The sequence below is a fragment of the Roseovarius sp. MMSF_3359 genome (assembly GCF_030733385.1).
Taxonomy (GTDB): Bacteria; Pseudomonadota; Alphaproteobacteria; order Rhodobacterales; family Rhodobacteraceae; genus Roseovarius.
The window spans coordinates 59,590-82,374 of record NZ_JASHJC010000013.1 but is presented as its reverse complement, the minus strand read 5'-3'; the positions used below and the strand labels follow the sequence as shown (position 1 = coordinate 82,374).

Annotated in this window: 20 protein-coding genes; 11 read left to right on the top strand and 9 right to left on the bottom strand. The window is 59.9% G+C overall.

Translation table 11 applies throughout. The features are described 5' to 3' along the window. The first annotated feature begins 139 nt into the window (after positions 1-139). Positions 140-1,462: a tetratricopeptide repeat protein gene (locus RBB29_RS17420; protein ID WP_306121189.1), complete on the top strand. Its 1,323-nt coding sequence runs from the start codon at positions 140-142 to the stop codon at positions 1,460-1,462. A 211-nt stretch (positions 1,463-1,673) separates the two neighbouring features. On the opposite strand, the gene RBB29_RS17415 is transcribed toward RBB29_RS17420, so the two are convergent. Then, a complete protein-coding gene (locus RBB29_RS17415; protein ID WP_306115580.1) occupies positions 1,674-2,213 on the bottom strand; it encodes a GNAT family N-acetyltransferase in 540 nt (179 codons plus the stop codon). Positions 2,214-2,776: 563 nt separating this feature from the next. Here RBB29_RS17415 and RBB29_RS17410 point away from each other — a divergent pair. The 3 genes from RBB29_RS17410 (at position 2,777) to RBB29_RS17400 (ending at position 7,460) form a co-directional block, all read left to right on the top strand. After that, positions 2,777-4,654: an EAL domain-containing protein gene (locus tag RBB29_RS17410; protein WP_306115581.1), complete on the top strand. Its 1,878-nt coding sequence runs from the start codon at positions 2,777-2,779 to the stop codon at positions 4,652-4,654. A gap of 816 nt (positions 4,655-5,470) precedes the next feature. Beyond that, on the top strand, positions 5,471-6,259 hold the full coding sequence (locus RBB29_RS17405; RefSeq protein ID WP_306115584.1) for a hypothetical protein: 789 nt from the start codon (positions 5,471-5,473) through the stop codon (positions 6,257-6,259). A 16-nt stretch (positions 6,260-6,275) separates the two neighbouring features. Continuing rightward, positions 6,276-7,460, top strand: a complete 1,185-nt coding sequence (locus RBB29_RS17400) for an MFS transporter (protein ID WP_306115585.1) — start codon at positions 6,276-6,278, stop codon at positions 7,458-7,460. Between the two features lie 95 nt (positions 7,461-7,555). Here the strand turns inward: RBB29_RS17400 and RBB29_RS17395 are convergent, their stop codons facing one another. Genes RBB29_RS17395 through RBB29_RS17365 form a run of 7 tightly spaced genes read right to left on the bottom strand, consistent with a single transcriptional unit; the run spans position 7,556 to position 14,062 of the window. Continuing rightward, a complete protein-coding gene (locus RBB29_RS17395) occupies positions 7,556-8,605 on the bottom strand; it encodes an ABC transporter ATP-binding protein (protein ID WP_306115586.1) in 1,050 nt (349 codons plus the stop codon). Continuing rightward, entirely contained in the window at positions 8,605-9,390 is a 786-nt protein-coding gene (locus RBB29_RS17390; RefSeq protein WP_306115587.1) for an ABC transporter permease, read from the bottom strand. The genes RBB29_RS17395 and RBB29_RS17390 overlap by 1 nt, the downstream gene beginning before the upstream one ends. Beyond that, positions 9,387-10,250, bottom strand: a complete 864-nt coding sequence (locus RBB29_RS17385) for an ABC transporter permease (protein ID WP_306115588.1) — start codon at positions 10,248-10,250, stop codon at positions 9,387-9,389. The genes RBB29_RS17390 and RBB29_RS17385 overlap by 4 nt, the downstream gene beginning before the upstream one ends. A gap of 21 nt (positions 10,251-10,271) precedes the next feature. Further along, on the bottom strand, positions 10,272-11,312 hold the full coding sequence (locus tag RBB29_RS17380; RefSeq protein WP_306115589.1) for a PotD/PotF family extracellular solute-binding protein: 1,041 nt from the start codon (positions 11,310-11,312) through the stop codon (positions 10,272-10,274). 38 nt (positions 11,313-11,350) lie between these two features. After that, positions 11,351-12,283: a PfkB family carbohydrate kinase gene (locus RBB29_RS17375; RefSeq protein WP_306115590.1), complete on the bottom strand. Its 933-nt coding sequence runs from the start codon at positions 12,281-12,283 to the stop codon at positions 11,351-11,353. Next, entirely contained in the window at positions 12,280-13,314 is a 1,035-nt protein-coding gene (locus RBB29_RS17370; protein ID WP_306115591.1) for an ADP-ribosylglycohydrolase family protein, read from the bottom strand. The genes RBB29_RS17375 and RBB29_RS17370 overlap by 4 nt, the downstream gene beginning before the upstream one ends. Positions 13,315-13,324: 10 nt before the next feature. After that, a complete protein-coding gene (locus tag RBB29_RS17365) occupies positions 13,325-14,062 on the bottom strand; it encodes a GntR family transcriptional regulator (protein WP_306115592.1) in 738 nt (245 codons plus the stop codon). A gap of 144 nt (positions 14,063-14,206) precedes the next feature. On the opposite strand from RBB29_RS17365, the gene RBB29_RS17360 reads away from it, so the two are divergent. From RBB29_RS17360 to RBB29_RS17345, 4 genes are read left to right on the top strand one after another with little or no spacing between them, the layout of a single operon-like run. After that, positions 14,207-14,833, top strand: coding sequence for a paraquat-inducible protein A (locus tag RBB29_RS17360; RefSeq protein ID WP_306115593.1), 627 nt, complete (start codon positions 14,207-14,209; stop codon positions 14,831-14,833). Further along, on the top strand, positions 14,809-15,456 hold the full coding sequence (locus RBB29_RS17355; protein ID WP_306115594.1) for a paraquat-inducible protein A: 648 nt from the start codon (positions 14,809-14,811) through the stop codon (positions 15,454-15,456). Before RBB29_RS17360 ends, RBB29_RS17355 begins: the two co-directional genes overlap by 25 nt. Beyond that, on the top strand, positions 15,453-17,537 hold the full coding sequence (locus tag RBB29_RS17350) for an MlaD family protein (protein ID WP_306115595.1): 2,085 nt from the start codon (positions 15,453-15,455) through the stop codon (positions 17,535-17,537). Before RBB29_RS17355 ends, RBB29_RS17350 begins: the two co-directional genes overlap by 4 nt. Positions 17,538-17,539: 2 nt before the next feature. Then, the gene (locus RBB29_RS17345; protein ID WP_306115596.1) at positions 17,540-18,103 is read left to right on the top strand and encodes a membrane integrity-associated transporter subunit PqiC; all 564 of its coding nucleotides are present in this window, start codon (positions 17,540-17,542) and stop codon (positions 18,101-18,103) included. A gap of 94 nt (positions 18,104-18,197) precedes the next feature. Here RBB29_RS17345 and RBB29_RS17340 read toward each other — a convergent pair whose 3' ends face one another. Further along, positions 18,198-18,812, bottom strand: a complete 615-nt coding sequence (locus RBB29_RS17340; RefSeq protein WP_306115597.1) for a helix-turn-helix domain-containing protein — start codon at positions 18,810-18,812, stop codon at positions 18,198-18,200. A gap of 171 nt (positions 18,813-18,983) precedes the next feature. Between RBB29_RS17340 and lpdA the strand changes: the two genes are divergently transcribed. From lpdA to RBB29_RS17325, 3 genes are read left to right on the top strand one after another with little or no spacing between them, the layout of a single operon-like run. Then, positions 18,984-20,366 (top strand): dihydrolipoyl dehydrogenase, encoded by a 1,383-nt coding sequence (gene lpdA / locus RBB29_RS17335; protein WP_306115598.1) that lies wholly within the window; start codon positions 18,984-18,986, stop codon positions 20,364-20,366. Positions 20,367-20,378: 12 nt separating this feature from the next. Continuing rightward, positions 20,379-21,323 (top strand): lipoyl synthase, encoded by a 945-nt coding sequence (gene lipA, locus RBB29_RS17330; protein WP_306115599.1) that lies wholly within the window; start codon positions 20,379-20,381, stop codon positions 21,321-21,323. Positions 21,324-21,347: 24 nt separating this feature from the next. Continuing rightward, positions 21,348-22,718: a sodium:alanine symporter family protein gene (locus RBB29_RS17325; protein WP_306115600.1), complete on the top strand. Its 1,371-nt coding sequence runs from the start codon at positions 21,348-21,350 to the stop codon at positions 22,716-22,718. Positions 22,719-22,785 lie beyond the last annotated feature (67 nt).

The following is a 22,785-nucleotide window of genomic DNA, read 5'->3' as shown; positions in this document are numbered from 1 at the left end:
CCACCAACCGACCAACGGGTACACTGCCCGATGTGAACGAAAACCAGTATTGCCTTGGACACGCCCGAGGATTTGTGACCCGGGCGGATAGATTACGAATTTCAGTTAGCCATTCATGGAGGAAATGATGAAAGACAGTATGTATTTGGCAAACGCGAACGGGGTCGACGGGACCGCCATCGAGCATTTCGACGCCGCGGTGCGGGCATTCAACATCTATCGGGGCGATCCGGTGGCGCTGGCGGATCAGGCGATTGAAGCCGCGCCCGATTTTGCAATGGCACATATTCTCAAGGCCTATCTGTTTGGCCTGGCGACAGAACCCGAGGCAACCGCCGAGGCCAAGTCTATTCTGGAGACGGTGACGCCCCTTGCGAAGACCGAAAACGAGATGTCCCACATTGCGGCACTGGAGGCCCTGTTGGGCAACAACTGGACCGATGCCGCGGTTCAGCTTGACCGCCACAACATCGAATTCCCGCATGATATCGTTGGCCTGCAGGCGGGCCACCTGATGGATTTCTACCGCGCGAACGCGCGTAACTTGCGCGACCGGGTGGCGCGAGTCCTGCCGAAATGGTCCGAAGATCAGCCGGGATACTCCGTCGTTCTGGGCATGTATTCCTTCGGTCTGGAAGAGGCCGGAGACTATGCCCGGGCCGAGGCCGTCGGTCGCGAGGCAACCGAGCGCGAGCCACTTGATTGCTGGGCGCACCACGCGGTCGCGCATGTCCTTGAGATGCAGGGCCGTGCCGAGGACGGCATTGAATGGATGGCCTCGCGCGAGCCGCATTGGACTGGCGATGACAATTTTTTCAAGGTGCATAACTGGTGGCATAACGCGCTCTACCATCTGGACGTCGGCAAATCCGACACCGTGATTGAGCTTTACGATGCGCGGATCCGTGGCGACGAAAGTCAAGTTGCGCTTGATCTGGTGGATGCCTCAGCCTTGCTGTGGCGGCTACATATGGAAGGGCATGATGTCGGTGATCGCTGGACCGAGGTGGCACAGTGCTGGGATGCGCATGCGGATGGAAAGCTCTACCCCTTCAACGACTGGCACGCAGTCATGTCTTATCTGGGCGCTGGTCGTGAAGACGAGGTGAGCCGGATCTTGGATCAGTACCGATCCGCTGGTGAGAGTGGCGGTGAAACTGCCCGCTGGGCGCAGGCCACGGGTCTTCCGTTGATCCAGGGCTTCCGCGCATTCTGGGAGGGCCGCTACGACGACACGGTCGATATCCTTCATCCGGCGAGATATGTCGCAAATTCCTTCGGGGGGAGCCACGCCCAGCGTGACATCATCGACTGGACCTTGACCGAAGCAGCCGTGCGATCGGGCAAGAGTGGGGTTGCGGAGGCCATGGCCTCTGAAAGACTGGCGGTGAAACCGCACAGCCCGATCAACCGGCGCTTTCTCAAGCGCGCAACCGCCTCTCACCAGGCTGTGGGTGAATGATGACCTAATGGCCAAGAATACCTTGCCCGACCGGTTGGTTCGGGCAAGGTAGATGCGCGAATTCGAGGCGGTAAACTAGAGAGATCCTCGGCAAAGCCTGTGCTCGGTGAAACCTTGCCAATGCCGAGAAGGTCAGGAATGCTGTGACGCTTGACGACACCGAAGCAATCGGAAAAACGTCTCCCTCGCACCGGATCGTGGATGTCGACGGCTACCAGAAAACTGGATCGTTGAAGGCCGGTACGCAGCGTGACGGCCCATTGAGTGGCGTCAGAGGCATATCGTCGAGAGACTGACCCAGCCAGCCTTCAGGGTACTGCAAGGGAAAAGGTGCGGGCACATCTTCCTCGGTGATGGCCGAGAAACCGATGCGCTTGTAAAAGTTTGGATCGCCATAAGTGACCACCAGATCGACGCCTTCGGTCCGAAGCGCCTCGAGGCCATGGGTGATCAACCTCTGCCCGATATTCTGGCCCTGCCGATTGGTCGCCACCGCGACCGGACCGAGAACAAAAACCGTGCGGTTGTCGCTCTCGAAAATGAGGCGCGAGAAAATGATGGCGCTGTCCAGTTCACCACCGTTCCAGGCAGTGAAAACCCGGAGATCCTGCAATGGTGTTTCCGCCATCAGGCGGCAGGTCAATTCCCCGATCAGCGCACCTTCCTCCACGCCTTCGGACGTGGTGAAGGTGGCCGTGAAAAGGTCAGTGATCGCTGCGGCATGCGCCTTGTATTCTGTGGAATTTTCCAAGTTCTTGTCTCCGACGACGGGCGCGTTCTGCTTCCTCTGGCTTTTGACGATATGCCCGATTTCGTATGGGCAGCGAAAGCGCCGAATGAGCCCCGAGAGCCTGCCTTACATCAGCGCCCATGGGATCAGGTGGCGCGCAACCCCGTCAGTCGACGATCTCAGAATCTCCAGACGAATGACCAAGTTGTGGGCGTCCTCTGATCGCCGGGTTGGCCAGACATCCAAGCCCGGTATGTTTTGCCACCCCAGAGGCATTGCTCTGAAACGGGCGAGAACGTTAACGCAAAAACGATCTTGAAATCGGTGGTCAACGGGGAAGGGATGACGTTGGCCGGGGTCTGGAACGCGCGATGGTCTCACGAGGTTTCGGCGTTGAAAGTCAACGGGTTTTCGGTCGACGAGATGGGGTGGTTTTCAGTTCCCAATGACGGTGCCATGGCCCGTCTGGTACTTCCTGTCAAGCGGTCGAATTGGATGGTCATTCGTTAATCTATTCAATTTTCTATAAATAAAACCGGTGCTTAGTTGCGGTTTAACCGTTCCTACTAATTTGGGTGCGATAGGTGAGCGGAACGATTTGGGCCCGACTTGTGATACCTGCGCAGATACTCAATCAGATCAACGAAAAGTGCTCCGAAGGCCTTGCACTTGCTTTGGCGTCGAACGACGACGGAGCGATCATGGAGTTCCAGTGGTGCAACAAGGCATTCACCAGGATTACCGGGTATGAAGAGCATGAGGCCCTGGGGCAACGTGGCACCATATTGATCGGTGCCGACCTGGAGCAGGGCATTCACCTCTACATCATCGAAAAGCTCATGAACTGGGAGAATTTTTCGACCAAGGCCCTCAACAACCGGAAGAATGGCGAGACCTATTGGCAGCGTATGAGTTGGACGCATCTTTCGGATCCCGAGACGGGGAATCACTGGTGGCTCTGCTCGATCATCGAGTTGGAAGAAGAACGCGCCGAGCCCACGAAGCCAGAGGTGTTGGATGCCTCGGTACCGGATCAGGAGAGTTATGAGAGGGCCGTTGAAAAGGTTCATCGGCTTGAGAAGGAGAATGTGCGCCTCCATCGGCTTGCCAGGTCGGTTGCCAAGGATGCAAACGAAGATGCCTTGACCGGCCTTTCCAACCGCAGGCATTTCGAGGTCGAGCTGAAGACCTGGATCGAGAACCTGAAGGAGCATGGCGCGGAGTTTGCCGTGCTTTACATCGACCTGGATCGTTTCAAATTCGTCAACGATACGCTTGGGCATGATGCCGGTGACCGGTTGCTGGTTTCCGTCGCCAAAATGCTAAAGGAGTTGACTGAGAAATCCGACCTCGTTGCGCGCCTCGGCGGTGACGAATACGTCGTCCTCAAGCCGCTTGGTAAGAGTGCCCTCAACGTAAGCAGCCTGGCCGACGAAATCGTTCAGCGGATGCAGGCGCCCTTTAGTTTCGATGGTAAATCAACCGCTTGCAGCGCGAGTGTCGGTGTGGCGATTGCCAAGGCAAGCATGGCAAACCCTGAACAGGTCGTCGCAGATGCTGATGCGGCGCTTTATCACGCGAAGGATCAGGGGAAGGGGCGATGGTCATTCTTTACCGAAGAGATGCATGCCAAATCAATTTCAACCAAGCAACTTGCGTCGGACCTGCTGCTCGCCTGCGAGCGGCGTGAATTTATCCCCTACTTTCAGCCTCTGATTGATGCCCGGACTGGCCGGATCGCCTATGCGGAGATGCTCGTCAGGTGGTGTCATCCCACCAAGGGCATTCTGGCGCCGGCTGCGTTTCTCGATACCGCGGCGCAAATCGGGATTCTCAAGCGGATTGATGAGATCATCTTTGCCAGCGTGCATGGGGCCTTGACCCATCTAGATGAGGCCGGGGTCGACCTGCCGCGCGTCGCGGTAAACGTGTCCGCGGCACGGCTTGCGGATCCGACCTTCATCCATGACATCAAGAGCTCCGGGATTGCACCGGAAAGGCTGACGGTTGAAATCCTTGAATCGGTCTATCTGGACCGGATGGGCGATGTGGTCCGCTGGACCATAGACGAACTTGATGAACTGGGCGTGGGGATTGCTCTCGACGATTTCGGCACGGGCCATGCATCGGTCAGCGGCCTGCTCGAGATCCGTCCGTCGATCCTGAAAATCGACCGCCACTTCATCCAGCCCATCGTCGAGAACCCGAGCAGCAGACGGCTGGCAGCCTCCATCATCGGAATCGGGAAAAGCCTGGATATGCAGGTGGTTGCCGAAGGCGTCGAGACCGAAGAACATGCGCAGCTCGCATGCGAGATGGGCTGCGATTATCTCCAAGGTTTCTACTTCGGCAAGCCAATGAGCGAGGATAATCTTCGCGACACGCTGATCGAGAACCGCGGAGATTTCTGGTCCGGAGGAGCTCAGAGCACCGCCGTGCGTAGCGTCGGCAAAGCCGGCTGAAACTGCGTCACTGACCAAGGGATCGGTCGACTAACCTTTCAAGCCCAAGGTCAGATGCTTTCGCTGGTTCTCTACATCGGACCGATGAAAACGCAATTGGTTTGTGCCAGCAGGACGCATTCCCAGAAATACCCTTATGCGGATTGCCTAGGCGGCTGCGGTGGCGGCGAGTTCTGCGGCATTGGAGAGGGCTTCTTCCGCGCAGGAGGTTGGCCTGGTGCCCGCGCAAACCTGCTTGCGTCCGGGGCCAACCTCGTAGACGCAGGACACATATGCCCCGTCGGAGACTTCGGAGGCGCAGGGAATCCATCTTCCTCCGGGGCCTTCGATAGCGGTTCCGGTCCGCACATTGACGGATCCCGGCGGCGGGCAAGACACAATCATCGACGTGTCGAAAAACTTGGCAAGATTCATGGTGATCCCCTTTCCTGAGGAGATTCAACAGGCAGGATCTGGCCGAAGTAAGGCTGCACCTGCCCGCATGCCACTTCGGCGCCGTATTTTCAGATGGACGGGGCAGGGGCGCGTGCAATAACTCCTGATCCGGTCATCTCTCTGAAACCAGAAAACTATCAAAAACCAAATTTTCTCAATGAGTTGGGAGATTGTCTTGGAGGAATTTTTGATCCTCTCAATTCTAAAGGTTTTCCTTGGTTTGGCCACTTTCTCTACCGGATGATCGGGAATGCGGGTCAGGGAAATCCGTAAAGGCCACAAGGCGAAATCATAAACCGGCAGAATACGGGCAGGGGCTAACCCGCCGTTAACCATTTGATGAGACCCTGCACGCTGCACCGGGATCAGAAGGCCAGTAGGATGGGGATGTCACCAAGTAAACTGTTTGAATTGACGTCACACCTGTCTGGTATCCTCCGCGATCTCGAGGAGGCGGGAACCCGGATCGAAATCGGTGACGATTTCGCGGCATACCGCGCCTACCGGGCTCAGCAGCCTGATCGCGGTCCCATTTACCCGATGTTTGATGTGGCAAGTTCCTATATCGACCACACCAATGGTTTCTGGGTTTGCGGGTTCAATTCAAGCGATGAGTTGATCCACACACAAGCCGTGCGTCTTCTCGACCTCACTGGAACTTCCCTTGAGGCCCATCTGAATACGCACCGTCACAAGTATATTACACCCGATACGACGCCCGACCCGGATCTGACCTTCTATTCGGGGCCCGAGGCCCTGAAAACGATCACCGGCAAGGTCTGCTATCAGGGAGAGTTTTGGTTGCGCGCGAGTGGCCTTGGCGGCCCCCGAAGCCAGGGTGCGACGTCGCTGTTGTCGCGCGTCCTGCTCGAACTCATGGTGGGCGCCTGGGACCCGTCCTTCGTCTTTGCATTCGTGCCGAAACAACTGGCGGCAAAGGGCGCACATCTCCGCTACGGGTATAGCCATTGTGAGCCAGGCCGCTGGCTGGGGCCGGATCAACAGGTGACTGAAGAGGATTACCTGATCTGGATGGGGGCCAATGACATGGCCAACATGATTGCGCGCGCGCCGGCCAGTCTTCAGCGCACGGCCAGTGTTTCGGCGGTCCAAGCCGACACGATTGCCGTCGGCGCAAAGGGCCGCACGAATGCCAAAGCGAATGTCTGACGGGCGCGATAGATAAATGACATCCCATACGCCGGACATCAACAAGGCGGAGCAGGTGGCCACGTCGCCGCGAAGCGCGATCATCGGACCGATCGCGGCAAACATCGCCTTCGTGATGGAACTCACGCTGGTCCCGCTCCTGTTGCCCGCGATCCAGGGTCAGTTTGGCCTGTCGATCGGTGAACTGGCCTGGGTCTTCAATTCCTACGGGATCGCGGTCGCGGTGGGCGTTCTCGTCGGCGGCTGGTGTGGTGATGTTTTCAACACGCGCAAAGTCTTTGCCTACGGGGTTGCCTTCTTTGCTGCCGGTTCGCTCCTCGTGGCCTCGGCGGATAGTTTCGCGATGCTCATCGCCGGGCGCGCATTGCAGGGCCTGGGCGGCGGTATATTTTCACCTCTCGTGCCGCTTCTCCTGACGCGGGCGTCACCGCTCAGGCCCGGCAGGGCGCTGATTTTCTGGGGCAGTATCGCGGGATACGTGGCGGCTCTGGCGCCGCTTTTCTATGGTAGTTTCCTCGTGGACTATGGGTGGAGTAACGCATTTGTCTTCATCGCCATCATCGCGTCCATCTCATTGGTGATCCTGAGCGGGACGCCGGGTGCGGATACGTCTGCATCATATTTTCGGGCGAAGAACAGCTACAAGGAACTCCTCAAAGCGCACCGTCTCTGGGTGACGTTTCTCTACGTTTTCTGCACCTATGGCTGCATCACCTACTACCTGTTCCGGCTCCCTGTCTGGCTGTCGAGCAGTGACGTTGGGGCGGCAAGCGTTGGTTTTGCATTGTCGGTTGTCTGGCTGACCTTCTCGGGCCTCAGCACCCTATTGCGCAACATGGTGGACCGGCACCATCTACGGACGATCATGGCGGCCGCGCCTTTCCTTATCGCCGCTGGATTTCTGCTCTCTTACTTCAGCGAAAACCTCCTGCTTGTCATCGTGTCATCGGTTCTGGTCGGCTCGGGCCTTGCATGCAGCAATGCGCCGTCGACGCAACTGATCCTGAGACTGGCACCCAAGGGGATGAGCGCGGTTTCGACGAGTCTCGACATTACGTTCGCACGGCTGGGGGGGATCATCACCGTCGCGGCTGTTGCCGATATGAACTTCGCCTATGCCGCCCCGGTGATATGCGTGTCCTGTTTCATCGCAGCCTTCTGCGCCATGGCGGCGGGCAAAGGACTTGCCACAAGCACGTGAGATGCAGATGGCGGGTGATCGCGAGGCAGGAACGTGGTCTTCGCAAATAACCGCTCGTGCATCACCGGGAAACCTGTTCGAGCGTCAGAAGATGCTCAATTAGCGGGTATCGCAATCGTCTTGTCCTGTGGCCAGCTCACCCAGACCTGGGCGCCTTCCGAAAGGTCCGGAAACTCCTGATCCCGAGCGATCACCTTGATCGTGTTGCCGCCGCTTTGCAGGATACAGGTTGCCATGGCCCCAGCGAAAACGCGCTGTACCACGGTCGCCTTGAGCTTTGAGAGCCCCTCCTGATCCGGTTTGGTCAAGGAGATAGACATGTTCTCAGGGCGTACCACCAGGGTCGATTTTCCGTCAAACCCCTGTGGCATCCTGATATCGGCCTCCTCGTTCCTGCGCAGATCATCCGTGGCTCCAGAGCCTGAAAGGATGTTGGCGTCGCCCAGAAACGTGGCTGAGAAGATATCGTTCGGCGCATTATAGACATCGCGCGGCGGCCCCGCTTGCGTCATGCGACCGTCCTTGAGAATGCCGATCTTGTCCGACAGCGTCAGGGCCTCTTCCTGATCGTGGGTGACAAAAATCGTGGTAATGCCGATCTCGCGCTGAATGCGTTTGAGTTCGATCTGCATGTCAACGCGCAAAGCCTTATCGAGCGCCGACAGCGGTTCATCCAGCAAAAGCACCCGCGGATTGGTCACAATTGCGCGGGCCAATGCGACGCGCTGCCGTTGCCCGCCCGAAAGCTGATGCGGTTTGCGTTGACCGTGCTCGGCCAGCTGAACCAGTTCGAGCGCCTCCCCAATCCGCCGCCTTTCCTCGGCCGCGCCGACCTTGCGCACCCTGAGCCCAAAGCCGATATTGTCGGCCACCGTCATGTTGGGAAAAAGCGCGTAATTCTGGAACATCATGCCGATGTCCCGCTTTTCGACCGGCACGTGTTCGACCGATTGTTCACCGATCCGGATCGTACCGCCATCGACGAAAATGAACCCGGCGATGGCCCTCAAGAGCGTTGTCTTACCGCTCCCCGACGGACCGAGAAGCCCAAAGAACCCGCCATCAGGGAAATCCATCGACACGTCATCCAGCGCCTTCAGGGTGCCGAATTTCTTGGTGACGTTCTGCACGGATACTTCGGCCATTACCGCTCTCCTCCGAAATTGGAGAACCGCGCCGCGAACAGCATCACAGCCATCGAGATGACAATGATGATGGTCGAGATTGCATTGATCTCCGGGGTGAAACCCTTGCGAATGGATGTGTAGATCAGGACCGGCAACGTGCTGTCGCCCGGCTCCGACAGGAAATACGACACCACGAACTGATCGAAGCTGACGGCAAAGGCGAAGAGGGCGCCCGCGATGATGCCGGGGGCGATCCAGGGGAGCGTGACGCGCCGGGTAATCGTCCAGCCGCCAGCCCCCATGGAGCGTGCGGCCTCTTCCAGCGTGGCGTCGAACGTGGCGAGCCGGGCGCTGACCACGACGATGACGTAAGGCAGCGCCAGTGCGACATGTCCGATGATGACCGATGGCGTGCCGCGGCCAAGTCCGACACCAAAGAAGAAAATGAGCATCGCCGTGCCGGTAATGAGCCACGGGATCGCGATGGGTGGAAACAGCATCACCTGCAAAAATCGTTTGCCCCTGAACTCAAATCGAAAGAGCGCGACCGACGCTGCGGTTCCGAGGGTTGTGGCAAGGATTGTGGTCACGATGGCAATCAGGACCGAGCGCGTCGCCGCATCAATGATTTCGCCATTGCTGGCCAATTTCTCATACCATCGCATCGAAAACTCGAAGGGCAATTGATAGTATTGCGAGGCGTTGAAGGACATGAATGCCATCACCAGGATCGGCGCGTAGAGAAAGACGAGGATCAGGCCAAGCCATAGCCGCCCGAGGTTAGCAAGAAGACGGGAGTTCATGTCCGGGCCTTTCGCAAGATCGGGCTGGAGATCGCGAGGATCAGCAGGACCACAGCCAGCAGCACGAAGGACAGCGCCGCGCCGAGAGGCCAGTTGTAGACGGCGACGAACTGATCCTCGATCACGGTGCCGAAATAGGTGCCCACCCTGCCGCCGAGAATGCGGGGTTCCATGAACGATCCGACAACCGGGACAAAGATCAGCACCGCACCGGCAAGAAGGCCCGGCAGCGAAAGGGGAAGGATGATGCGCCACAGGATTGTCAGCTTGCCCGCCCCCATCGAGCGCGCCGCATCAATCAGGTTGTCGTCGATCGCCTGTAGCGCGAGGTATGAGGTGAGGATGACGTACGGAAGATAGGAATGGACCAGCCCGATGACGATCGCCGGTGTCGAAAACATCAGGTTCACGTCCACTTCGAAAGGCAGAACGGCGTTCAGCCCGACCTCGAGGATGCCGTTTCCGCGCAGAACGATCGCCCAGGAAAAGATCCGGACAAGGGAATTGGACCAGAACGGCAGGATGACGAGTAAAAACAGGGCCTCACGTGCCCGCCCCTTGATCGTTTTGGCCAGGACATAGGCGCAGGGGAAACCGATAAAAACGGAAATCACCGTGACCATCAGGGCCAAGCGCAGGGATTTCCAAAGCAGGATCGAATAGGTCGGGGTGGTAAAGAACGCCTTGTAGTTTTCCGTCGTGTGAAACCATTCTTTTTGGCCGAAAGGCACGTCCGACAGAAAACTGAAATAGAGCATCGCCGACAGTGGCAGGAAAATCGCCACTGTCAGCCAGAGATAGGCCGGGGACAGAAGTCCGAAGATCTTCAGCCTGTCCTGTTTTGCCAGAACCGTTGACATGTCCCCGCCGCCCTCGGTGCTCTACTGCGCGGCCTTGAGCTCCTGCCAGAGCGCAAGATATGCTTCGCGATCTTCGTCCGAAACCGGGCGTTGGAATTGCACCCGAGCGACAACTTCGGGATCACCCAGCACGCGCTTGTTGAAGGCATCGTCGGGCAAGGCGGCCGCGGCCTTGGCGTTTGCCGATGCGGGCGCACCTTCGGCGGCCCATTTCACATAGAATTCCGGATCAATCATCCAGTCGATGAAAGCATGAGCCGCGTCCTGTTTCGTTGACGAGGCCGGGATGGACAGCCCGTCGAGCCAGCCGATCGCGCCTTCCTGCGGCACGACGAATTGCACGGGCAGACCGGCGGACATCGACCGGCTGGCCGATCCTGACCAGAAGGTTGCGACCGACAGGTCACCGGCGGCCATGAACTGGTTCCAGTCGTTTTCTGATCCCCAATATGTCTTGATCTGCGGCATCAGCGACGCGAGTTTTTCTTTCACCGCATCCAGGTTTTCGATGTTGTTGATATCCTGGCCGGTCGCGATGGCGGCAAATTGCACGGCCTCAAGCGCGTCGTCCCGGATCGAAACCTTGCCTTGGTGACTTTGGTCCCAGAACACTTCGATGGAACTGGGCATGGTGTCGAATTCGTTGGTGTTGACCGCGAAAGAGGTCAGGCCCCAGGTCCAAGGGACACCATGGAGCGCGCCACCGGCATTCAGGTCCTCATTGCCGGTCAGGTTTTCGGGAACATCCGCGATGTTCGAGATTTTCGACGCGTCGATAGGCCCGATCAACCCTTCGTCTTGGGCTTGCGGCGTGAAGGCCGCGTTGATCAGAACAACGTCATAGGCGCCGGGATTGGTCCGGAGCTTGGTCAGCATTTCCTGCTCCGAATTGAAATACTCATGCACGACCGTGTGGCCGGTCTTGTCGGTGAAGGCGGCCACTGCCCAGTCAAGATCGGTGCCATACCCTTGCCAGTTCAGGACCCGGATTTCGTCAGCCGCAACCGCCGATCCGATGGAAAATGCCGCCAAAGCCGATGCGGCGAAAAAGCTCTTGTTCATTGTTGTTCCTCCGTGATGTGATTTCTATCAATGCCTGTTCAGATGGCCGCTTCGCCCTGCATCGCGGCTTCGACCACCGCGCGCTCAGGTGCCGTTGCAGGCCCTTTTTTCGTTGTCGAAAGCGCCGCCGCGACATTTGCATATGCGGCAGCCTTAAAAGGATCTTTGCCCTCGGAAAGCTGCGCGATGAAACTGCCGAGATGCGCGTCACCGGCGCCGTTGGTGTCGATCGGCGTGACCGTATAGGGGGCGATTTGGCGGATGGTTTGAGAGGTAGCAACCACGCATCCCTGCGCGCCAGTTCGGACAACAGCACCCCCTGTGGCCGGGCAACGCGCCGCCAGTGCCGCGGCGGATTTCACGGGGTCCGCCTCACCGGTCAGGATCGTGGCTTCCTGCGCATTTGCGCTCACCCAATGGGCGCGGTTCAGCGCGGCCTCAAGCAGATCCCGGGATATCTCGGACACCATCGGGGAGGGGTCGAAGACCAGGTTGGGGATCGCATCGCCGCGTTCCAGCCAGCCAAGAAATGCCGCCCGCGAACCGGCGTAGTGCAGCGCGTAACCAGAAAGCAATGCCCAGTCGAATTGGGCATGCTCGATCCCCGATAGGTCTTCTGGGGTGACATGCCCGTCTGCGCCCTCCATGGCGATGAATGTCCGCTCGCCCTTTGCGTCGACGAGCACCGTGCTGCAGCCCTGATCTAACGTGGGGACAGGTGAGCGCAGGGCGTCGATCCCGGCTTTTGACAGCCCCTGTTTCGTGATCTCGGCAAATGGACCTGTGCCGATTGACCCGCCATAGAACACCTCCATGCCCGCACGTTTGGCGGCAATCATCGCGTTGAACCCGCCGCCGGGTGAGATCGAAAACCCGGTCACACTGGCTTCTTCCCCCGCCTTGGGGACGGCGACCACGTCATAGATCAGGTCGACAATCACGCCGGACAACTGGAGTAGGCGGCCCGTCATGTGACGACCTCCGGATTCTCAAGGGCCGCCTGCGCCCTGATGTGGCGAAGGTTCAGGAGGCCGCGAACGATGTCCTCGACCGGCAGATCATTTGCCGCCCGAATGGTGCGAACCTGTTCGGGCGGGAAGGATTTGAGGCCGGAGCAGGCACCTGCCATCGCCCCCGCAATGGCGCCGATCGTGTCGGTATCATCGCCGATGTTCGCCGCGATCACCGTGGCCTGCCATGGATCACCATTCGCCAGCCGAACGATCCCGAACGCCGCCGGAATAGAGTGGCGGGAATGCACCGACGTGCCGACCTCATCGGCGAACTTCTCCGCAGGTAGACCCGCTTCCGCCAGCGAGAGAGCGCGGGACAGGCGGTCAGCCATGTCGGGTGCGCCTTCATGGTATCCCCTTTGTTGACCGGTCTTGGCGGCGGCAACCGCGTGCTCCAAGGTGTCCTCAAAGCATTGGCCACTGATCCCGCCGCTGATCGTGGTGGCGACGGCTGCGGCCGCGGCAATGGCCTCACCGGTATTGTGGGTCATGCGGCAGGCCATTTCGACCTGATCCAGAAATGCCTCTTGTGGTGATACCGGGTTTGCAATGCCGATGGGCGCGATGCGCATTGCCGCGCCATTGGTGGTACCGTGTTTACCGGTCTCCGACGGCGGCGCGCCTGCAAGGATCTTGTCCAGTGCTGCCTTGGATGATGGCCCCAGAAGGTCGCGCAGCCCGCGTGCGCGGATGTCCGCCTCCCAGTCCAGCAGGTCGCGCGCCCAGGCGGTTTCAACGATTTGGCCGTGATCCGCGATCAGGCGGCGTGCCAACAGAAGGCTCTGCTCGGTGTCATCCGTTACTTGCGCTGCCTCAAGGCCGTGGGAAACCGGGTGGTCGTCGAACGGCGCGGTAAACTCCGTGATCGTGCCGTAGTGCTGCTGAATTTCTTGCCGCGTCAGGGTTTGAGATGGCATGCCCAAAGCATCACCAATCGCCATGCCAATCAGCGCGGCGCAGGAACGGTCAAACTGTGTATCGTGATCCATCAACCTGCCCTCAGAACACCATATGCAGGCCAAAAAGATCGGGGTCCAGCGTGCTTTCGACATATTCGACGACCGAGCCATCGGAGGCGCGGGTCAGGCGGCGAAGGAAGAGCATCGGGTCCCCCCGTTCGCGTCCCATCAACTCGGCATCTTCCTGCGGCAGAACAGGCAGGACACTGGCCCATTCATCACCGCTGGCCACAGATAAACCGTGTTCGCGCAATGTTGCTGTCAATGAGCCATCGGTCAGGCCCTGCGCCAGGATTGTTGTGAAACTTTCCCGCCAAATCATGCGGCTGCGCTCAAGCGACACGCCCTCGCCGGTCGATATGCGAAACCGCAGGCGATCAACGATCAGGCAATCGTTGGCAAACGCCTCAGGGGCGTTCAGAAGGTCCATCGCGCCGCGCCGGAGGGTGACGATCCGCGTCGCAAGCTCCACATCGCTGGCGGAGAGCGCCACGCTCCATCCGCTTCGGTCATCAATCGTCTTGCCGCCAAAGGTGACGAAGGACCCGATGCCCTTCTTCGTGGTGATAAGCCCCTTGTCGTTCAGGATTTCAAGACCGCGTCGCACGGTGTTTCGGCTGACCGAAAATCGCTCCACCAAGGCGTTTTCACTTTCGAGCGGCGCGCCGTTGCCCAAGGTGCCAGACCGGATTTCGGTCTCAAGTATGTCGGCGATCCTGACGGATTTCGGGGCGCCGATCAGGTCCGATCTTGTTTGATCCTGTTCATACTTGTTCATACCTGTACCATAGGGTGGCCGCGCGCCATCCGTCAACTGCCAGTGGATGAGGTAGGGGGATCGCACCCTGCAACCAATTGAGATTGCTTGCCGATCAGGCCGAAAGATGTGTTTCGGGATGGCGAAATGCGATAATTTGACCTGATGACGTCGCCTCAACCGATTCCCCTCGATACGTTGATTGTTTGTCCGCACTGCGATGCGGCCTACCAATTGCAGCGTCCGGGCGTTGGCGAGAAGGCAAAATGCCAGCGTTGCGGCACTGTTCTGATAACGCCGCGTCGCAAGGCGGGCTTGCAGATCATCGCGGTGTCCCTGGCCGTTGCGATCCTCATCGTGGCCGCGACCGTTTTTCCGTTCCTCACCATCAAGGCTGGGGGGACGGCCAATTCCGTCTCGATCCTGGACGCGGCGCTGGCGTTCAGTGATGGACCGCTGATCGCGCTGGCGCTGACGACGGCGGCGCTCATTATCTTCATTCCACTGACGCGCGTGCTCTTGTCGATCTATGTGCTTGTGCCCATCGTGTTGGACAGGCCGCCCGCACGCGGCGCAACCCAGGCGTTTCGCTTGTCAGAGGCGCTCAGGCCGTGGTCCATGGCGGAGATCTTTGCAATCGGCTGCGCGGTGGCGTTGACCAAGATCAGTGACCTCGCCGATGTGGCTTTTGGCCCGGCATTCTGGATGTTTGCCGCGCTTGTCGTTCTTGTTGTGGTGCAGGACAATTTCCTGTGCAGGTGGTCGGTATGGACATCGCTGGACAAAACCTAGCTATCAAAAGCGCGCGCGATCTGGGTGTCGTTGCCTGCACACGCTGCACAAAGGTCTGGCCGGCGGGCACGGCCACCTGTGGCCGTTGCGGCAAAGCCCTTGTGGCGCGCGATGAAAAGAGCCTGCAACGGGTCTGGGCGCTCTGGCTGGTCGGGTTGATGTGCTATGTGCCCGCCAACATGTACCCGATGTTGCAGACGCGCACATTGCTCAGCGTGCAGGAAGACACGATCGTTGGCGGCGCGGTCGAACTCATGCACCACGGCGCTGTCGGCGTTGCGGTCATCATCCTGATCGCCAGCGTTGTCATCCCCCTGGCCAAGTTCATGGCAATCGCCTTTCTGGCGATTTCCGTAACACGTCCGTCCAGCGTCTCGAACCACCACCGGCAGCTTCTTTATGAGGTTGTCGAGTATATCGGACGCTGGTCGATGATCGACATCTTTGTTGTTGCGATCATGTCGTCTCTGGTGCAACTGAACACCCTGGCCGCGGTGAACCCGGGACGGGCAAGCCTGTTTTTCGCCCTGTCGGTCATTTTTACGATGCTTTCCGCGCAGGCCTTTGACAGTCGCATGATCTGGGATGTGCAGGCCAAGCAAAAAGGAGCGCCCGAGGAATGAGTGATGCCCCTCCGCCCGTGACGATTGAACCGGCGCGCAAGTCTTTTCTGGGGCGGGCCTCCGTCGTCTGGATCATCCCCATTCTCGCGCTTGCGATGGCGCTCGGCGTGGCCTGGCAAACCTATAATGATCGCGGCCCGCTGGTTGAGATCGTGTTCGAAAATGGCGCTGGCATTGCCAAGCGGGAAACCGAATTGCGGTATCGCGATATCGCGGTGGGCGTTGTCGAAGATGTCCGGTTTGCCGAGGATCTTTCCGGCGTTGTCGTCGCCGTGCGCGTGGACAAGGAAGTGGCGCCCTATGTCGATGCGTCCTCGACCTTTTGGGTCGTGCGTCCGGAATTGACCACGACAGGGGTCAGCGGTCTGGATACGGTTTTGTCGGGCGTCTATATCGAAGGCTCGTGGGACAGTGAGATCGGCCCGAAGCAGAACCGTTTCAAAGGCCTGGTGGAAGCCCCCCTCAGGAGTAACGGTGAGGAGGGGCTTGAAATCGTCCTCCGTACGACGCCCGGCGGAAACCTGACCGATGACAGCCCGATCACCTTCCGCGGTATCGAAGTCGGTCGGGTCGGCAAGGCGCGTATCTCGCAGCAGGGTGATTTTGCTATTGCGGAGGCGATCATCTTCGAGCCTCACAGCCGTCTGATTTCACCCACCACGCGGTTCTGGGACACATCGGGTTTCACCTTCTCCGTGGGGCCGCAGGGGGCCGAGATCGACTTTTCCTCGGTCGCGACCCTGGTTGCGGGCGGTCTGACATTCGATACGTTTGTGTCCGGTGGCGCGCGCGTTGCGGATGGCACGGTGTTCGAGGTTTTCGCCGATGAGGTCGCTGCCCGCAACAGCCTCTTTATCGCGTCAGAGGTTGAAGCCCTCGAGGTGCGGGTCGTGTTCGATGAAAATATCTCGGGCCTTGCGGTGGATGCGCCGGTCGAGTTGAGCGGGCTGAAGATCGGCAAGGTTCAAAGCATCTCGGGCGTGGTCGATGCGGATGAATTCGGTGACAGCCGCGTCCGCCTCAATGCTGTCCTTTCGATCCAGCCTGCGCGGCTTGGGTTGCAGGGCGAGGTGACGCCGGAGGCGGCGCTCGCCTTTCTGTCCACGCGGATCGAGGAGGGGCTGCGCGCGCGCCTGGCCTCGGCCAGTCTTTTGACGGGCGGGTTGAAAATCGAGCTGATCCAGGTTGATGATGCGCCCGATGCGGTGCTTCTGACCGGCGAGGGGATCATTCCGATCATACCGACCACGGAAAGCGTCATTTCGGATGCCACTGCAACGGTTGAAGGCGTTGTCACCCGCATCAACAACCTGCCCGTCGAAGAGTTGCTCAACAGCGCGATAAGGTTTCTGGACAGTGCCGAAGCCTTCGTGTCCGACGAGGATCTGCGCGAGACCCCGCAGGATGTGCGCGCCTTGCTGGGCGACGTGCGTGACATCGTGGCTTCGGACGATGTGCGCGATATCCCGGCCAAGCTGAATGCGGCCTTGACCCGGATCGAGGGGCTGGTTGCAGAGCTTGAGGAGCAAAAGGTCGCCGCGCGCCTGGTCGCGGCGCTCGACGCGGCAGAAGCGGCGGCCAATGGGGTGACAACATCGGTCGAAGGCGTCCCCGCCCTGGTCGATCAGATCAGAGCCGTTGCCGCCAAAGCCGAAGAATTGCCGTTGGAGGAATTGGCGACCCGACTTGCCGCGCTGACAAGCTCCGCGGAAAAAGTGCTTGATACCGACGCCGCGCGCAGGCTGCCCGCTGACCTCGGTGCCGCGCTCAAGGAGATCGAGGCGACGTTGAGCGAGTTGCGCGAAGGCGGGGCGATTGGGAACATAAACGCCACGCTCGATTCTACCCGCAAGGCGGCGGATGCCGTGGCGACCTCGACCCAGGATCTGCCGGCGCTGGTGGACCGGGTTCGTGCCGTTCTCGATCAGGCCAGCGCCACGATCACGGGATACAACAAGGGGGATGTCCTGAGCCGCGATGCCCGTGCCGCGCTGCGCGACATCTCCAAGGCCGCCGATGCGATGACGTCGTTGGCACGCATGCTGGAGCGCAATCCCAGCGCGCTAATCAGGGGACGATGACCATGTCTGTTTTCAAATCTGCCCTCCTCGGGATTGCCCTGGCGCTTTCCGCCTGTGGCGGCACGCCGGACCTCTATCCGGTGACCGCGCCGCAGGTGACGGAAAAGATCCGCATAGGTTTTCGCGCGGTAGAGGTGCGCGATGTCTCGTTGCCGACCTATGCCGCGGCTGACGAAATCGCGGTTCTGGATGCAAATGGCAAGCTGGTCACCCAATCGGATGTGCTCTGGGCGGACAGCACCGAGCGTGCGGTCGCGCTCGAGCTGGCCCGTCACCTGGCGCGGTTGTCCGGTGCGCGCGTAGCCTCGGAGCCCTGGCCGTTCGAGGCGTTCCCGGACGCGCGGCTCGAGGTGCGATTCGAAAGCCTGGTTGCGGGTGCCGATGGGCAGTTCCGGTCCTCGGGGCAGTACTTCGTGGGCGTCACCGATGGCGGTCGAGAGCGTTCGGGGCTTTTCGATTTCGCGGTACCCTATGATCCGGCGGGTGGGCCGCAGGCCATCGCGCAGGCCCGGGGGCAAGTGATCCTTGATCTGGCAGCCTTTATCGCCCGCAACGGATTGCGCTAGACCGGCGTGTTGCCATCTCGCAGCTTGCCCTGCGTATTTCCGACATCAAGCCCCGGGGCCTGAGCGCCGCACCATTTGATTTGACGGTCCCGGCCTAACCTTCCAGCGACACCCACAAGACCTTTGCGTCTTCCTCGCTGGTGGAGATGCAGCCGTGGCCCATGCTGCTGTCGTAATAGACCGAGTCGCCCGCCTTCATCTGCAAAGGCCGGTAGTGTTCGGTGAAGAGTGTCACCGCGCCGCTGATGACAAAGAGGAACTCCTCACCCTGGTGGCGCACCCAGGAATCGAACTCCGTCACGTCGCGGGCCTTGATGGTGCTGATGTAGGGCAACATGCGTTTACTGGTCAGCTCGGTGCAGAGCAATTCGTGGTCATAGGTGCGTGTTGCCTGGTGTTCTCCTTTGCCGGACCGGGTGTAATCCCGGCGTCCAGAAATATCACTTTTCGCTGACTGAACAAAGAGTTGCGGTGTTTCAAGCTCCAGGGTCTGCATCAGCCGTCGGATGATTTCGAAACTCGGCCGGGTTTGATTATTCTCGATCTTCGAGAGGGTTGAGCGTCCTATCGCTGCCGCCTTGGCGGTCTCTTCCAGTGTCAGCCCCTTTTCCTTGCGCGCCTCCCGAATCATTTTTCCCAAGACCTCTCCATCCGGTGCTTCGATGGCCTCCGCCGCAATGGCTGTTTCTTCTGCCTGAATAGGCTCCATGTGCAAAAAATCCCCTGCTTTTCTAGGAGTTTATCCAGCATCAATGCAGGGGTCAAAGTTTCTATATTGATTCAAATGTTGATTATAAGAGAAAAGTTTCCTATAGGCGACATTACGCGCCCGGCACGGCAACCATCTCGACACCACATCAGGCAAAATCCGGAGGGACTCATGTCCGATTATGACCTCATCGTTATTGGCGGCGGTCCCGGCGGCTATGTCGCGGCCATCCGGGCGGCACAGCTTGGCTTGAAGGTCGCCTGCGTCGAGGGGCGTGGCGCATTGGGCGGTACCTGTCTCAATGTCGGCTGCATTCCCTCCAAGGCGCTGCTGACGTCGTCCGCGAAATATGCCGAACTCTCTCACCTTGAGGCGCACGGCATCACGGTCGGTGAAAACGCCCTCGATGTCACGGCGATGATGGCCCGTAAGGACAAGATCGTGGCCGATCTGACCAAGGGGATCGGTTTCCTGTTTTCCAAGAACAACGTCGATCTGATCGAAGGGTGGGCAAGCATACCCGCGCCGGGTCGTGTGCAGGTCGGAGCGCAGTCCTTTGACGCGAAAAACATCCTCATCGCCACGGGATCCGAGCCGGCCTCGTTGCCTGGCATCGCAATCGACGAAGTTGATGTACTTTGCAGCACCGGTGCCCTGGCGCTGACCGAGGAGCCTGAACACCTGGTTGTCATCGGTGCCGGGGTGATCGGGCTGGAGCTTGGGCAGGTCTGGTCCCGGCTTGGGGCGAAGGTGACGGTGGTGGAATATCTCGACCGCATCCTGCCGGGCATCGACGGGGACATTGCAAAATTGGCGCAGCGCGCCTTGTCGAAACGCGGGTTGAAATTTCAACTGGGTCGCGCGCTGCAGTCGGTCACCAAAACGGAGAACGGCCTGTCGCTGTCGCTTAACCGGGTCGCGAAAGATACCGAAGAAGTGCTTGAGGCCGACAAGGTCCTGATCGCCGTTGGCCGTCGTCCGGTGACCGCTGACCTTGGTCTTGAGGCGCTCGGTATCGCGGTGGACGATCGCGGCTTTATCGAGGTGGATGGCGCATTCCAGACCTCGGTTCCGGGCATCTATGCGATCGGGGATTGCGTTCCGGGTCCGATGCTGGCGCATAAGGCCGAAGAGGACGGCGTTGCCTGCGTCGAAACCCTCGCCGGGCTTCACGGCCATGTCGATTACAACACCGTGCCGGGCGTGGTTTACACCGATCCCGAAGTGGCCTCGGTCGGTGCCACCGAAGAGACGCTGAAGGAAGCCGGCACGCCGTACAGGGTGGGAAAATTCGCCTTCATGGCAAACTCCCGCGCGCGGTCATCCGGTGAAACCGATGGCGCGGTCAAGGTTCTGATCGGGGCGGATGACAGGGTCCTCGGTGCTCATATCTGCGGCGCGCATGGTGGTGATCTGATCGCCGAACTGGTGCTGGCCATGACCAAGGGTGCAACCGTCGAAGAGGTGGCCCGGACCTGCCACGCGCATCCGGCCATGGGCGAGGCGGTCAAGGAAGCCTGCCTAGATGCGCTTGGCCGCGCCATTCACGCCTGAGGACGGTAGCAGATGACTGTTCAGCTTCGCCCCCGCCACCCGGAAAAGGCCAAAAAGGCAGACAGCGTCATTCCGCGCAAGCCCCGTTGGATCCGGCGCAAGAAGATCGAAAACGAAACTTATTACGAGACGCGCCGCCTGATGCGCGATCATGACCTGGTCACCGTCTGCGAGGAGGCGGCCTGCCCCAATATCGGAGAATGCTGGTCGAAACGGCATGCCACGATGATGATCATGGGCGAGGTCTGTACCCGCGGCTGTGCGTTCTGCAATGTCGCCACCGGACGGCCCGATGCGCTCGATGCGTTCGAACCGGGCCGGGTCGCGGCAGCGGTCAAGAAGCTGGGCCTGCGGCATGTGGTCATCACCAGCGTGGATCGCGATGATCTGGACGATGGTGGTGCGGCTCACATCGCCCAGACCATCCGCGCCATTCGCCACCAGACACCGGAGACGACGGTCGAGGTGCTGACGCCTGACTTCCTGGGCAAGGGGCAAGCGGCGCAACAGGTATTCGATGCCGCGCCGGATGTGTTCAACCACAACCTCGAAACGGTGCCGCATCTTTATCCGTCGGTCCGTCCCGGCGCGCGCTACTACACGTCGCTGCGTCTTCTGGACGACGCGAAACGGGTCCGTCCCGATATCTTCACCAAATCCGGTCTGATGGTCGGTCTGGGAGAGACGCTGAGCGATGTGCGGCAGGTGATGGATGACCTGCGCGCGGCGGGCGTCGATTTCCTGACGGTTGGGCAATATCTGCAGCCCACGCCGAAACACCACCCGATCGACCGCTTCTGGTCGCCGGACGAGTTCGCGCAGCTTGAGCAGATCGCACGGAGCAAGGGATTCCTGCATGTCTCGGCGACGCCGATGACACGGTCGTCCTTTCACGCGGACGAAGATTTTTCCGCCCTCAAAAAGGCACGCCGGGCGGCGTTGACCAAAGGGGCTTAACCAGACGCAATTGGGAGGGACACCATGGAAGCGTTAAACAACATAGTCGGTCAGATAAACGGCGTCGTGTGGGGGCCGTTGATGCTGCTCCTGATTTTGGGCGTCGGCTTTTTCCTGCAGGTCGGTCTGAAATTCATGCCCATCCTCAAGCTGGGCACGGGCTTCAAGCTGTTGTTCAGCGGCCGCGAAGAGCAGGGCGATGGCCAGATCAGCCCGTTCAACGCGCTGATGACCTCGCTTTCGGCGACCATCGGGACCGGGAATATCGCCGGTGTGGCCACGGCCGTTTTCCTTGGGGGGCCGGGCGCTCTTTTCTGGATGTGGATGACCGCGCTCGTGGGCATGGCCACGAAATACGCCGAAGCGGTCTGCGCGGTGAAATACCGTGAGACGGACGAGCTGGGCAACTTTGTCGGCGGCCCGATGTATTACATCAAGAACGGCCTCGACAAGAAATGGTATTGGCTCGCGCCGGCCTTTGCCCTCTTTGGCGCGATTGCGGCCTTCGGCATTGGTAACGGTGTGCAGGCGAACGGTGTTGCCAGCGTTCTGGAATCGAATTTCGGCGTCAACGCCTCGGTGACCGGCGTCATCCTGATGGTCCTGACCGCCGCCGTGATCCTGGGCGGCATCAGTCGGATCGGCGCGGTCGCCGGTAAGCTCGTGCCGTTCATGGCCGTGGCCTATATCATTACCGGTCTGCTGGTGCTGCTCATCAACATCGGGGGCATTGGCACCGCGCTGAGCTTGGTCTTCACCCATGCCTTCACCCCGTCGGCAGCCGAAGGTGGCTTTGCCGGTGCCGCCGTCTGGGTCGCGATCCGCTTCGGCGTGGCACGCGGTGTCTTCTCGAACGAAGCGGGCCTGGGCTCGGCCCCGATCGCGCATGCCGCGGCCTCGACCAAAGGCCCGGTCAACCAGGGTCTGGTTGCGATGCTGGGGACGTTCATCGACACGATCATCGTCTGCTCGATCACCGGTCTGGCGATCATCGCATCGGGTGCCTGGACCTCTGGCGAGTCCGGTGCTGCGCTGACCGCCCATGCGTTCGAGCTGTCGTTGCCGGGTCTTGGCGGATCGCTCATCGCCGTGGCGCTGTCGATCTTTGCCTTTACCACCATCCTTGGCTGGTCGTTCTACGGCGAAAAATGCGTTGGTTTCTTCTTCGGCTCCAAGGCCCTGATGCCCTACCGCATCCTGTGGATCGCGATGATCTATTTCGGCGCAACCGCCGATCTGGGTTTCATCTGGCTGCTGGCGGATACGCTCAATGCCATGATGGCGATCCCCAACCTGATCGCGCTGGCCCTGCTCAGCCCGATCGTCTTCAAGCTGACGCGCGAGTTCTTTGCCTCGGGCGGACAGACGGAAGAAGCCGGGCGCGCCACTGAGTAAGCCGGGTCAGGGGGCTGTCACGGCCCCCTGACACCTCGGCCACAATCACTCTTCGAGGAGAAAACAA